Below are 13,547 nucleotides of genomic sequence, written 5' to 3'. Positions count from 1 at the left end.
ATTCTTCCTCCCTCTCGTAAATTTCCCGGCGGGTCAGGCTGGAATCAGCCCTCTACAACCTCTACAAAGCACTCGCAGCTGATTCCGGAGTAGAACTTCAGAATCGCACGGAAGCTGCCGAAGGACTTGATTTCCAGGGGCAGTTCGATCTTGCGCTTGTCAATGGTGACGCCGTGCTGCTTTGCCATCTCCTCGGCGATCTCCTTGGCGGTCACCGAACCGAACAGGCGTCCGCCCGCACCGGCCTTGGCCTTGATGATGATCTTCTTGTCCTTCATCTTGGCAACATTCTCCCGGGCAGCCTGCATTTCCAGATCGATCTTGTGCTGCTTGGAAGCCTGCTCGTTCTTCAGCTCATTCATGGCCTGGTTGGTGGCCTCCACTGCCAGCTTGCGCTTGAGCAGGAAGTTCTGGGCGTAGCCTGCGGATACCTCCACAACCTCACCCTTCTTGCCAGTTCCCTTTACATCCTGTGTCAGAATTACCTTCATTATAATACTCCTCCTTGGTGTCCGCCGGACTGCGGCTGTACCGCAGTTTACTTGGCGGGTCTCGGGTTTTTGCTCAGATAGTCATCAATGGCTTCAAACAGCCGCTGACGGGCGCTTTCCAGCGTACAGTCGGACAGCTGGGCTCCGGCCATGGTCAGATGACCGCCGCCGCCCAGGCTCTCCATGATGATCTGCACATTCATCTCGCCCATGGAACGGGCCGAGAAGTTCACGCCCCGCCCGGTCTCATACATGACAAAGGACGCCGCCACTCCATTGATATTGAGCAGTTCGTCCGCTGCCTGGGCTGCCACCACATTGATGTCCTCGATCATCTGGTTGGTGCTGGCAACCGCACAGCCATGATAGAGCTCCGCCGATGCCATCAGCTTGATGCGCTGCTGGTAATCGGAGAGCGAGGTGTTGAAGTACTTGCGCACATCGCTTGTTTCGGCACCCAGACGGCGCAGATAAGCCGCCGCCTCAAAGGTGCGCACACCAGCCTTGGAAACAAAGTTCTTGGTGTCCAGCATAATGCCGGCGAGCAAAGCCTCGGCCTCCAGCCGGGTCAGACGGATATTGCCGCTGAGATACTGCACCAGCTCGGTGACCATCTCACAGGCCGAAGACGCATAGGGCTCGTGATAGAAAATGGTGGCGTTGTCGATATACTCCACCAGCTTGCGGTGGTGGTCGATGACCGCCACGCTGCGGCACTTCTCATACAGCTCCCGGGATTCGATGATGGTCTTGGAATGGGTATCCACCACGATGAGCAGGGTGCCCTCCTCCACCACGTCCATAAGCTCGGACGGGGCCTTGAGATACTCCCGATAGCCATTCTCCGCCACCCGGCGGTAGAGCAGATCCACCATGTTCCTGTCGGGATCGATGGCGATCCAGGCGGGCTTGCCCATCTGGGTCACTGCCTTGTGCAGCGCCACTGCCGCACCGAAGCAGTCCATATCCGCAAACCGGTGTCCCATGAGGATGACATTCTTGCTGGAGGCAATCAGCTCGCTGAGTGCCTGGGCCACAATACGGGTCTTGACCTTGGTGCGCTTTTCCACGCCCTTGGAGAGACCGCCATAGAAATCGTAGCCGTTCTTGGTACGCACGGCGGCCTGGTCGCCGCCGCGGCCCTGGGCCATTTCCAGTGCCTGACGGGCCATCTCGTCCGCCTCACTGATGGAGGGCGCCTCCCGTCCGATACCGATGGACAGGGTACAGGGTACCCGGTCGCTGATCTCGATCTTGCGGATGGTATCCAGAATATCCAGACGGTTCTGGATGATCTGCTGCATGAATTTGTCCTCAAAGACCGCATTGTAGCGGTCCTTTTCCACCTGACTCACCACGCCGCCGTATTTCTCCACGAACTGGGTGATCTGGTAGTCGATCTCCGAGAGCACCTGGGTCTTGTCGCTTTCCCGGGCATTCTGCACCAGCTCGTCATAGTTGTCCACCATGATGCGCATCACAGCGGGACGGGTCTTGAAGTAGAGATCGGTATAGTGCTTGAGATCGTGGTCGTCCACGAAATAGAGGGCAAAGAGCTTTTCGGTTTCACTGCCCGAATCATACTCATTGGCGTACATGGAGTACTGCCGTCCGCCGATGCGCACTCCGAAGCCTTTCTCCGGCGTGGGCTGGCGGAAATCGGTATTGCCGATAAAATCGGAGATCATGCGTCCGTAGAGCTGAAGCGTACTGCTGCCGTCGAGCAGCTGTTCCGCCTTGCGGTTGTACCAGACGATCTCCCCGGTATCGCTGACCACGGTAAGCGCCAGCGGATGCCCGATGGAGGCCTCAGTCTGCAGGGCATGGACCTCCTCGCCCAGCTGATGCAGGTACCGGCTGGTACCCGCGGTGATGTAGTGATATTGCACGAAGATGATGAGCATACCCACCAGGAACACACTGACCGATACCGCCAGTGTCCGGGGGTCCACCATGGCAGCCACACCGGTTACTGCCACACAGAGCAGAAACATCGAGCCGAAAATGGTGGAGAGCAGCGCCAGTCGTTTTCGCACCGTGAACCTTCCTTTCCGAAACGCGGTTCGCCGCGGGAATTTTTACAGAAAAGCGGTCTGTGCCGTCCAGCGGCAACAACCCGCATTTTAATTCTGAAAAAGATTATACCACACCCGCACTCATTTGTCACTTCGAAAATGATACGGATGTGGTATATTAAAACGCTGTTTATGCTGCGTGAAAACGCATCAGACTTCCTGGATAATGGGCAGGATCATCGGGCTGCGCTTGGTGCGGCCCCAGACAAACTGTCCCAGCTGATCCTTGATGGCATTCTTGATGCTGCCCCAGTCCTGGACCTCCTGCTCCCGGCAGCGGTCCACAGCCCGCAGGCAGACCCGACGGGCATCGCTCATCATATCCTCGGCCTCCCGTACATAGACAAAGCCGCGGGATACAATATCCGGACCGGACACCACTTCTCCGGTGGCAGAATCCATCGCCACCACCACGATGATCAGGCCGTCCTGAGCCAGGTGCTTGCGGTCCCGGAGAACGATGCTTCCCACATCGCCCACACCCAGGCCGTCCACCATCACAGAGCCGGACGGAACAGTGCCGCCCAGGGCGATCTGTTCGGGCGAGAGTTCTACTACCCGTCCGATCTCGCCGATCACCATATTCTCTCTGGGAACCCCCATGGCAGCTGCCAGGTCGCAGTGCTTCTTCAGGTGCTTGTATTCACCGTGCACCGGCATGAAGAACCGGGGCTTGGTCAGTGCCAGCATGAGCTTGAGCTCGTCCTGCTGGGCATGACCGGAGGTGTGCAGGTCGTAGGTCTTTTCATAGATCACCTCAGCGCCCTGCCGGAGCAGCGCGTTGATCACCCGGGTGACGCTCTCCTCGTTGCCGGGGATGGGCGATGCCGACAGGATAATGAAGTCGTTGGGGGTAACGGTGATCTTGCGGTGGTCGTTCATGGCCATCCGGGTCAGGGCACTCATGGGTTCGCCCTGGCTTCCGGTGGTGGCAATCACCAGCTTGTTGTCGGGGTAGCGGCTGAGCACATCCAGATCCACCAGAGTGCCTTCGGGGATATTCAGGTATCCCATCTCAGCGGCACGCTCCACCATGTTCACCATGCTGCGTCCCGAAACCGCCAGCTTGCGTCCGTGCTTGACGCAGCAGTCCACGATCTGCTGGAGACGGTGGACATTGGAGGAGAAGGTCGCGATGATGATCCGGCGGTCCTCCGCCTTCTTGAACAGGGTCTCAAAGGTATCGCCCACCACCCGTTCGCTCTTGGTGGCGCCGGGGCGTTCGGCATTGGTGGAGTCTGCCAGCAGTGCCAGAACGCCCTGCTGTCCCAGCTGACCGAACCGGGCCAGGTCGATGACCGGGCCAGCCACCGGGGTAAAGTCCACCTTGAAGTCGCCGGTCTGGATGATCAGGCCGGCCTTGGTGGAGATTGCCAGAGCACAGGCATCGGGGATGGAGTGGTTCACGGCGATGAGTTCCACATCGAAGCCGCCCAGCTTGATATGGTCGCCGGGGTGCTTTTCAATGAGCTTCACCCGGCCCAGCAGGCCATGCTCCTTGAGCTTGCCCTCGATGAGCGCCAGGGTGAGGCGTGTGGCATACACCGGGATATTCACAGTCTTGAGCAGATAGGCCAGACCGCCGATATGGTCCTCATGCCCGTGGGTGATAACGATGCCGCGGATCTTATCCTTGTTCTTCTCCACAAAGGTGAAGTCGGGAATTACCACATCCACGCCGAACATCTCGTCATCGGGGAAAGCCAGACCGCAGTCCACAATGAACATATCCTCGCCGCACTCATAGACGGTCATGTTCTTGCCGATCTCATGCAGACCGCCCAGGGGAATGATCCGCACCCGGGCATTGGGGTCGGTATTATTGTTGTTCCCACCCCGGCGGCGGGAGTTCTTCTGGTTCTTGCGGGGCGCTTCCTGAGCCGGAGCCTCCGCCTGTGCGGCAGGAGCTGCCTGCTCTGCCGGAGCATTCTCCTTGGCGGGGCGGTTATTCTTCTTCCGGCTGCCGGACTGCTTCTTCTCCCGGGGCTTTTCCGGCTCGGAAACAGCTGTGGCGCCAATCACAGCGGCAATGGCCTCATCCAGGGTCTTTTTGCGGCTGCGGCTGGGCTTCGGGGTGGATACCAGCTCCTCCCCGGATGCTGCCGGAGTCTCCTCCGCGGCGGGCTTGGCTGCCTTATTGCTTCTGCGGTGATACCGGCGCTTGGGCCGGTCCTGTTTTGATTCTGATTCGTTTATGGGCTTCATAGTTTTCTCATCTGCCACCGAATTTCCTCCATTCTCTTTCATTCAAAATATCGATGTGCGATTTAATTTTCTGTAACGGAAAAAAGCCTGTCTGCAACGCATCCAGGACTGAATGTACTGTAAAACATCAAACGGATCGCTTCCCGTCCGATCCGCACAAACAGGGTACGCCCCGGGGACTTCTCTGCCCGGGGAGCACAGTCAGCCGTATGGCAACCCGACACCGCACTGTTCCGCTCCGATGCCGCATACCGCTGAATTTTACGAACACTCTCTTACTTGCTATCATACACTTTTTATGCAATTCTGTCAATAGAGCCCCTGCAAAACTGGCAAAGGTACTGAATTTGTCGTTTTTATTAGTATGGCTGCTTCCGGACAGATTAGTCAGGCAGGATGCTTGATTTCCCACAGCCGGAATGCTATACTGTCAGAGTTATCCCCCATGAAGGAGGGCAAACCTGTGAAAAAAGTGGAACTCTATACCGACGGCGCCTGTTCGGGCAATCCCGGACCGGGCGGCTGGGGCGCGATCCTGCGCTATGGCGAGCATGAAAAGGAACTCAGCGGCGGCGCTCATGACACCACCAACAACCGCATGGAACTCACCGCTGTGATCGAAGGACTGAAGGCGCTCAAAGAGCCCTGCATGGTGACCGTTTACAGCGATTCCAAGTACTTCTGCGATGGTGTGCAGAAAGGCTGGGTCTACGGCTGGAAAAAGCGCGGCTGGAAAAAATCCGACGGTAAACCGGCGCTCAACCCCGATCTGTGGGAAGAGCTGCTCACCCAGCTGGGCCGCCATCAGGTGGAGATCGTCTGGGTCAAGGGACACGCCGGTCACCCGGAAAATGAACGGTGCGACCGTCTGGCAGTGGCCCAGAGCGAAAAGCACCGCTGACCTCTCCCCTGCGCAAACATACAAAAATCCCCCTGCACCCACTCAAGGGCAGCAGGGGGATTTTTTCTGTTATGATACCGCTCAGCGGCTGAGCTCTACCGCAATGGCAGAGGCCAGACGGGCATTGTTGTAAACCAGGCGGATATTGGCTTCCAGGCTGTCGCCTCCGGTGATCTTCTGGATCTCGTCCAGCAGGTACGGAGTGGTCTCCTTGCCATGGATGCCCAGCTCCTTGGCCTTGGCAATGGCCTCATCAATGACCTTGTAGATGGCATCGTGATCCATCGAGTACTCCTCGGGGATGGGATTGGTCACCAGCATGCTGCCGTCCAGACCCAGCTCCATCTTGGCACGGAAGGCCTCGGCGATCTCTGCGGGGGTATCCATGCGGTAATCCACCTTGAAGCCGCTCTTGCGGGTATAGAAGGCGGGAAGTTCCTCGGTCTGGTAGCCGATCACCGGCACACCCTTGGTTTCCAGGTATTCCAGGGTGAGGCCCAGATCCAGAATGGCCTTGGCGCCGGCGCAGACTACCATCACCGAAGTATGGGCCAGCTCCTCCAGGTCAGCGGAGATGTCCATGGTGGTTTCAGCGCCGCGGTGTACGCCGCCGATGCCGCCGGTGGCAAAGATCTTTACACCAGCCATGTCAGCCAGGATCATGGTGGCAGCTACGGTTGTGGCGCCGTCCTCACCCTTGGCGCAGACCACCGGAATATCCCGACGGCTCACCTTGGTCACAGCCAGGCCCTTCTTGCCCAGGTGATCAATCTCCTCGGGGGTGATGCCCACGGTCAGCTTGCCGCCGATGATGGCGATGGTAGCCGGAACAGCGCCGCATTCCCGGACGATCTTCTCCACTTCCAGGGCAGTTTCCACATTCTTGGGATAGGGCATGCCATGGGAAATGATGGTGGATTCCAGTGCTACCACCGGCTTGCCGGCTTCCAGTGCTGTTTTTACCTCCGGTGCTACAACCAGATATTTCTCCAGATTCTTCATCGTAAAATTCCTCCTGTAATGCACTCAGTTTTCGCTGATCCGGTCCAGTACGGCCTGTCTGGACAGCTTTTCGTTGATGGTATTCTCCCCTTCGATGCAGATGGCAGCGGCTGCCAGTCCACACCGGGCTGCCTTCTCGGTGGAAAACTCACTGAGATAGGCCATCACCAGCGCCGCCATAAAGCTGTCACCGGCACCGGTGGTATTGCGGATCTCCGCCGGGTAGTTGGGAATGCGCTTCTTGCCCCGGGCATTGCCATACAGCACCCCTGCCGCTCCCATGGAGAGGAACACCTGCCGCACACCCAGTTCCAGCAGAATATCCACTGCCTTGCGGGCCGACCGCTCATCGGTCACCGGAATGCCGGTGAGCAGTGCTGCTTCCAGCATATTGGGCTTGATGGTGTGGATCTTTCCCAGCACCGGCAGCAGCTTCACCGCCTTGGCGGTGGACACCGGATCGGCAAAGATGGGCACTGTACAGTTTTCGCAGAGATACTGGATGGTCTCAGCGGGCAGGTTGGTGTCGATGACGCACAGGCTGGCGTTGTTGATCACATCCAGCTTGGAGGCGATGTACTCCGGGGTCAGATAGGAATAGATCTCCATATCCGAAACCGCCAGCTGCATATCGCCGTTTTCATCGGTGATGAACATATAGGTGGAGGTGGATGCCCCGCTCACACTCCGGCTGTGAGTGATGTCAATGCCGTTTTCCCGGCAGCTGTGCTGGATCTCTCCGGCATGGATGTCCTCACCAAAGGCGGTGATGAACTTGACCTCCACATCCAGCAGCGCCAGATTGTGGGCAATATTCCGGCCCACGCCGCCCAGGGACATATGCACGGTACCCGGATTGGAATCCTTGCCCACCAGCCGGCGGAAGGGCATACCGGCAATGTCGATATTCACAGCGCCGACTACCACTACATAGGGGCTCATCTGCAGGATATAGCCTTTCCCCTGGATAAAGCCCTTCTTCATCAGGTTGGAGATATGCACCGCCACCGATGACCGGGTAATCCCCGCCTTGTCTGCCAGCTCCTGCTGGGAGATCAGCGGATTCTCCGCGATCCAGTCCAGCAGCTGTCTTTCCCGTTCTGTTATCATACCGCACCCCATAAGCAAAAATTAAGCTGTCTGAATAAATGTTTACTCCGAAAAATATTGTAACGCCCTTTTTCCAAAAAATCAAGTGCTTTTTCTCGGGGAGAAAATCTGGTATACTGACCATAGAGAACGGGAAAGGAGCAATGCGCCATGACACCCAAAGAAGAATTTATCGCCATATTTACCGAGAACATCAAGCGGGAAGGAGCCCGGGAACTGCTGGCCTGGCTGGAGACCACCGACTTTTTCACCGCGCCTGCCAGCACCAAGTTCCACTGTGCCTGTGAGGGCGGTCTGGTACAGCATTCGCTGAGCGTCTACCACACCCTGATGGAGCGCTACTTTGAGGAGGGCACCGACAACCCCGAAAGCTTTGCCATTGCCGCTCTGCTGCATGACCTGTGCAAGGCCAACTTCTATAAGGTATCCACCCGGAATGTGAAGAATGAGGAAACCGGCAGTTGGGAAAAGGTTCCCTATTATGCTGTGGAGGATCAGTTCCCCTATGGTCACGGGGAGAAGTCGGTCTATCTCATCGAGCGGTTCCTGCGGCTCAAGCCTTCGGAGGCCATGGCCATCCGCTGGCACATGGGCGGCTTTGACGACGCAGTCCGGGGCGGCAGCTTTGCTCTGAGCCTTGCCTTTGAGAAGTACCCCCTGGCGGTGAAGATGCACCTGGCGGATCTGGAGAGCACCTATCTGCGGGAGCATCACACCTCGGCTGTGACCCGCCGGTAATCCATACAAAATAAAAAACACGGGACAGGATTGTCCCGTGTTTTTTTGTGATGTTCTGTGCGTTTAACCGTCGGTTTTGATGGCTTCCAGCGCCGAGATCTTGACTGCACGGTTGGCGGGATAGAACCCGGATATGAGTCCGATGCAGGTGGCAAAGATCAGTCCCAGGGCTACCAGCCACGGCGGGATAATGGATACATCGGTGCCGTAATAGGACGACATATCCGAGCCGCTCATGGAGAAGCCGAAGGTATTCATGGCGAAGGAGATCATATAGCTGAGGATAATGCCGATAACGCCGCCCATAAAGCCGATGGCGCCGGCTTCCATCAGGAAGATGGTGCGGATATTGCCTACGAAGCAGCCCAGCACCTTCATAACACCGATTTCCCGGGTACGCTCATAGATGGACATGATCATGGTATTGGCAATGCCCAGCGCCGCTACAAACAGCGAGATGGCACCCAGACCGCCCAGGATCAGCTGCTGCTGCTTGGCCTGTTCCTCCATGGGTTCCCGGATGCTGTCCAGGGACCAGGTGGAAAAGCCCATGTCCTCAATGGCCTTCTGCACTTCCGATACCTTGCTGATGTCGGTCACCTTGACCTTGGCATTCTGGTATCCGGTATCCTCCGGCAGCTTCATATTATTGGCTTTATAGTAGTCATTGCGGATCTGCTTGAGATCGTCAATGTCCATATAGGCGCCCTGCGAGGTTTCGTAACCCTTGTTGTAGTCCTCCTTCATCCGTCCGTAATAGGTCAGATCGTAGGTATAGACCTTGGTTTCCTTATCCTCGTCATTGGAGCCGGTCTGGATGCGCAGCTTATCCTTTTTCAGATCCACGAACGGATCCTTTACATTGCCGTTGGCATCGGGCCAGGAATCCACATAGTTGTAGCCCGGCTTTTTCTTGTTGTCCCGGAAGGCATAGGCTGCCTTTTCACCAAAGACAATGCCATAGGGCTTGAGGTTCTCGGTGGGGAAACCATTTCCATCCACCAGTTCGATTCCCAGCGAACTGAGCGCTTCGGGATAGATACCCACCACATTGGAAAGGCTCATCTCATAGCGGTCGCCCTTGCCGGCAAAAATACTGGCATTGATGTCATAGGCCTGATAGAACGGGGTTACAACTACAACCCCGTCCATCTGGGAGATCTGCTTGAGGGTCTCATCATCCAGCTTGGCCTGGGTATTGCTGCCGCCGCCCGAGCCATAGTTATAGATCTCGATCAGCGTCAGATCACCCATGCTGGCAAGCATGGCATCGGTACTGGCCTGCATGCCTACACCAATGGAGATCATTACCACAATGGCGCAGGTACCCACTACTACACCCACAACGGTGAGCAGTGTACGCACCTTGCGGCGCAGCAGGTTTTGCACGCACATGGTAATCAGATCAGAGATCTTCATCGTCGAATTCGCTCCTCTTGGCCTTGATCTTGAGGACAGTCATATATCCGGTGGCTCCGGCAACTCCGGCTGCCACTACAAACAGAACCACATTCTGTACTGTAAACAGGCTGGGTTCCTCTGTGGGCTGGGGGTCCACTACGGGGAAATCAATGCCCGGGTCCACATAGGGCATTTCCTCTACCATGATGGTGAACGGACGGGTTACTTCCCGTACATTCATGCTGGCGTCCTCATAGCTGATGACCACTTCGCCTTCCATCTTGCCGGCCTCGGTGGGAGTAACATAGAAATCAGCACTCTCTTCAGCACCGGAAGCTACATTGCCGATAAAGCTGCGTTCTCCGCTGTTCTGCATATTGCCCCGGAGTTCCGCAGTGACATTGTAAACCTGAGTCTTGCCCTTGTTGACAAAATTGATCGACAGATTGTATTCATCGCCTACATACAGGCTGGTCGGCACCTGGATCTCGTCCACCGAGAAGCGGTCCGGCTGGGTTACCGGAATGGAAATGCTCTCGGACGACTCCCCGCTCTTACGGGTGTCATTGGCGATGTACTGGAAGGAAAACTCAATATTGATGGCATAGCTCTGGGCTTCCGCATTGGGATTGGCCTGCATGCTGATGGTCTTGGAGATGCTTTCGCCCACATCCAGATGGTCGAAGTGATAGGTATTGGACGAACTGGTGATGGAGAAGCCGTCGGGAGTGGTGATCTTCATCACGATGTTGTCCAGATCATACTGGGTGCTGGTGTTCTCGAAGGAGAGGTTGAGGTCGATGACCTGTCCGGCCGAAACCTGTGTGGTACCGTAGTCATACTGACTGACAATGATATGCGGGATCAGCGGGTCGAGGTTCACATCCTCATCATCTTCCTCCGGATCGTCCTTATCCACATAGGGAATGCAGCCCGGAATCTTCATGCTCATATTGTACTTGTAGTCCTGACCGTCATAGGTGTATCCCACAACAAATTCCACTGTATCGCCGGAACCGGTATAAACCAGGTCAGTCATGGAAATGTCATACTGCAGGTTCTTACCGGCACCCACGGTAATATTGGTCAGGTTATCCCCGCTGGCAGTGCCGCGTTTGAAATCGCCCTGCTTGAAAGAAACATAGGCACTGGATTTAACAGCATCTTCTGCCTCTTTCTGACTTCCAAAACGCAGGCTTGTATCCAGAATCGTCAGATTCAAGGAAACAGAACGTCCCTTTGTGATGCGGGAGCTTCCTGTAATATTGGAAGCAATAATCTGAGCATCACCATCTGTCGTAGTACTCATAACCGTAATACTGAAACTGGCATCCTCTTTCCAGTTGCTTCCGTCTGTTGTAGCAAAATTCAGGCCTGCATATGTAACTGAATTTTTGTCCTTGCAGTCCACATTTGTGTCCTCACCCTGGCTGGATGAGCTGCTTGATACATACAGTTTCATATCCGAACCAACAATCCTGAAATAATGTGTGCCAGTGGACAGTTTATCCGCTTGCGGCGTGCCGGTCACATTAACCACACTGGGGCTGTTGTTGATAACCGACAGCGAACTCGCCGCATATGAGGTGAAGGCCGGAGCCATCACGCCCAGGATCATCAGCGCGACCAGAAGCAGGGTGATCACCCGCACATAAGTCTTTTTTATCATTGTTTGTTTCCCTCCAGATTTTCTTCTGCGGTGTCAGCCGGGCTCTCCTGCTCTGGCAGTTCCGCTTTCGGTGCAGGTTCTTCCCCTGCGGTGGATGCTGCCGTTCCCACCGGCGGCTCTCCCCCTTCTGCCTGCTTTTCTTCCTGCAGCTCCTGCCGGATCGCTTCGATCTCCTCTTCGCTCTCCAGCACCGTCGTCTCCGCCAGATTGGCGTTCTCCGACAGGAAGTATTCCACAATCTCCTCATTGCTCATGCGGTCCACAATCGACTTGTTTTCCACATCACTGACGATCTTTCCATCGATCAGCGTCACAATCCGGTCCGCATACTGCGCCAGATAGGAGTCATGGGTAACCAGGATCAGGGTCTGGTTGTTCTGCCGGCACATACGCACCATCATTGCCATTACCTCAATGGTGGTTTTGGTATCCAGGTTGCCGGTGGGTTCGTCCGCAAAGATGATCTTGGGACTTGCCACAAACGCCCGGGCAATTCCCACTCGCTGCTGCTGACCACCCGACATCTGATTGGGCCGGTGATGCATCCGCTTTTCCAGTCCCACTTCCCGCAGCATCTGTGCAGCAATCTTTTCCCGCTTTGCTTTTGGTACGCCCCGGAACATCAGCGGCATTGCCACATTTTCCAGTGCTGTATGGGAAGTCATCAGATTATAGGACTGGAAGATAAATCCGATGTTCCGCTGACGGAATGCCGCCAGACGGTCCTCTCCGAATTTGGAGATATTGTTTTTGCCTATGTAAACAGCGCCCCGGGTTGGTTTTTCCAGACCAGCCAACTGATTGAGCAGGGTACTCTTACCGGAACCGGATGTACCCAGAATACAGCATACCTGGCCTTTCTGGATCTCCAGGTTGATATTGTCCAGTGCTACAACCTTTTCGCTGCCAAGCTTATAGACCTTTCGCAGATCCTTGATGGTGATGATGGTTTCCAAGCGATCCCCCCCAATGGAACCGGTTTTTTTGCCTTGTATTGGTTTATCCGTCTTTAGTTACTGTGTCAAAAAAACAGGAGTCTGTTGCAGAGCCCGGTGAAAAATTTACCGGATCTGCTGCCAAATCCATTCTATCATACCAAAGTCGGCTTTACAACCGCATTTGCCCGGGAATCAGCTCAGTGTTCTTCCACCATCTGGAGGTATTCCAGGAAGTGGTAACCCTTGCGCTGGTACAGCCGGATCGCGCCCTCATTTTCCCGGTTGACTTCCAGACGCAGACGCCGGGCCGATGCATACTGTTCCCGGAACCATTCCAGTGCCTGGGTCCCCAGACCCTTGCCCCGGAACTCGGGTGTGAAATACAGCTCTTCGAGCAGGGCTACCATGCCGCCCACTTCATTGCTCCAGGTATGGGATACCAGGATATATCCCGCCGGCTGTCCGTCCACTTCCAGCAGGAATCCTTCGGTATAGGGGTTTCCGCTGACGCAGGCTTCAAAGGTGCGGCGGAAGTTATCCGGGTCCACAGCATGCAGTACAGCACCGCCCGAATAGAAATCCTGACAAAACGCGAGGAACACTGCCTGATCCTCCGCTTTCAGATGACGAATTACCATGTTTTATTCCTCCTGATTCTGCTTTGGGCATATAATATCCTGCCCAGTATACCATAGCCGGCCCGCTTTTGGCAAACCCCCTGCCACAGATTTCTTACTGTCCGGTGACGGCTTGTTTACAAATTTATCAATTCCTTCATAAATTATCCTTTGACTTTATATATAGAGAAGTATATACTTTAGCTTATGTTGGTCTGTCCAGGCGCCGGAGAACGCCCGGAGAGCCAATGATCCGGCGAAATCCCGACGGCTGTTTCACAGCGGCACTGTATCGCGCGCTGCGGAATTTGGATTATTGGGGGAGCCTCGGCTGTTTTCGCATACACAAACCCTGCCCGGATCGGGTGCTGGATACAGTGCATCCGCTGCGGACAGGCGG

At 55.7% G+C, this 13,547-nt stretch carries 11 protein-coding genes; 2 read left to right on the top strand and 9 right to left on the bottom strand.

Translation table 11 applies throughout. From position 1 onward, the window contains the following. Nucleotides 1-44: 44 nt before the first annotated feature. The 3 genes from rplI to H9X81_RS06535 form a co-directional block, all read right to left on the bottom strand. The gene (gene rplI, locus H9X81_RS06545; RefSeq protein WP_177502485.1) at nucleotides 45-491 is read right to left on the bottom strand and encodes a 50S ribosomal protein L9; all 447 of its coding nucleotides are present in this window, start codon (nucleotides 489-491) and stop codon (nucleotides 45-47) included. A 47-nt stretch (nucleotides 492-538) separates the two neighbouring features. Beyond that, nucleotides 539-2,527 (bottom strand): DHH family phosphoesterase, encoded by a 1,989-nt coding sequence (locus tag H9X81_RS12010; protein ID WP_204720717.1) that lies wholly within the window; start codon nucleotides 2,525-2,527, stop codon nucleotides 539-541. A gap of 189 nt (nucleotides 2,528-2,716) precedes the next feature. After that, a complete protein-coding gene (locus H9X81_RS06535; RefSeq protein ID WP_345941528.1) occupies nucleotides 2,717-4,789 on the bottom strand; it encodes a ribonuclease J in 2,073 nt (690 codons plus the stop codon). Between the two features lie 445 nt (nucleotides 4,790-5,234). On the opposite strand from H9X81_RS06535, the gene rnhA reads away from it, so the two are divergent. Further along, complete coding sequence (gene rnhA, locus H9X81_RS06530; protein ID WP_191392750.1) at nucleotides 5,235-5,672, top strand: ribonuclease HI; 438 nt, start codon at nucleotides 5,235-5,237, stop codon at nucleotides 5,670-5,672. A gap of 81 nt (nucleotides 5,673-5,753) precedes the next feature. Here rnhA and H9X81_RS06525 read toward each other — a convergent pair whose 3' ends face one another. Together H9X81_RS06525 and H9X81_RS06520 are read right to left on the bottom strand one after the other, a co-directional pair. Further along, nucleotides 5,754-6,674 carry a pseudouridine-5'-phosphate glycosidase gene (locus H9X81_RS06525; RefSeq protein WP_204720715.1) on the bottom strand — a complete coding sequence of 307 codons (921 nt, stop codon included), beginning with the start codon at nucleotides 6,672-6,674 and terminating at the stop codon, nucleotides 5,754-5,756. A 24-nt stretch (nucleotides 6,675-6,698) separates the two neighbouring features. Next, on the bottom strand, nucleotides 6,699-7,784 hold the full coding sequence (locus H9X81_RS06520) for a PfkB family carbohydrate kinase (protein WP_191392752.1): 1,086 nt from the start codon (nucleotides 7,782-7,784) through the stop codon (nucleotides 6,699-6,701). 150 nt (nucleotides 7,785-7,934) lie between these two features. Here H9X81_RS06520 and H9X81_RS06515 point away from each other — a divergent pair, with 150 nt between their 5' ends. Continuing rightward, nucleotides 7,935-8,522, top strand: coding sequence for an HD domain-containing protein (locus H9X81_RS06515; protein ID WP_191392753.1), 588 nt, complete (start codon nucleotides 7,935-7,937; stop codon nucleotides 8,520-8,522). A 63-nt stretch (nucleotides 8,523-8,585) separates the two neighbouring features. Here the strand turns inward: H9X81_RS06515 and H9X81_RS06510 are convergent, their stop codons facing one another. From H9X81_RS06510 to H9X81_RS06495, 4 genes are all read right to left on the bottom strand, one after another. Continuing rightward, nucleotides 8,586-9,941, bottom strand: coding sequence for an ABC transporter permease (locus H9X81_RS06510; RefSeq protein ID WP_177502653.1), 1,356 nt, complete (start codon nucleotides 9,939-9,941; stop codon nucleotides 8,586-8,588). Next, the gene (locus tag H9X81_RS06505; protein WP_204720713.1) at nucleotides 9,928-11,592 is read right to left on the bottom strand and encodes a CARDB domain-containing protein; all 1,665 of its coding nucleotides are present in this window, start codon (nucleotides 11,590-11,592) and stop codon (nucleotides 9,928-9,930) included. The genes H9X81_RS06510 and H9X81_RS06505 overlap by 14 nt, the downstream gene beginning before the upstream one ends. Continuing rightward, nucleotides 11,589-12,548, bottom strand: a complete 960-nt coding sequence (locus tag H9X81_RS06500; protein WP_177502651.1) for an ATP-binding cassette domain-containing protein — start codon at nucleotides 12,546-12,548, stop codon at nucleotides 11,589-11,591. The genes H9X81_RS06505 and H9X81_RS06500 overlap by 4 nt, the downstream gene beginning before the upstream one ends. A 179-nt stretch (nucleotides 12,549-12,727) precedes the next feature. Beyond that, nucleotides 12,728-13,168 (bottom strand): GNAT family N-acetyltransferase, encoded by a 441-nt coding sequence (locus H9X81_RS06495; protein WP_191392756.1) that lies wholly within the window; start codon nucleotides 13,166-13,168, stop codon nucleotides 12,728-12,730. Between the last annotated feature and the right edge of the window lie 379 nt (nucleotides 13,169-13,547).

Origin of the sequence: Hydrogenoanaerobacterium saccharovorans (assembly GCF_016901815.1) — a bacterium.
GTDB lineage: Bacteria > Bacillota > Clostridia > Oscillospirales > Ruminococcaceae > Avimicrobium > Avimicrobium caecorum.
Note: the sequence above shows the minus strand (reverse complement) of the source record. Positions and strands in the feature narration are given on the sequence as shown.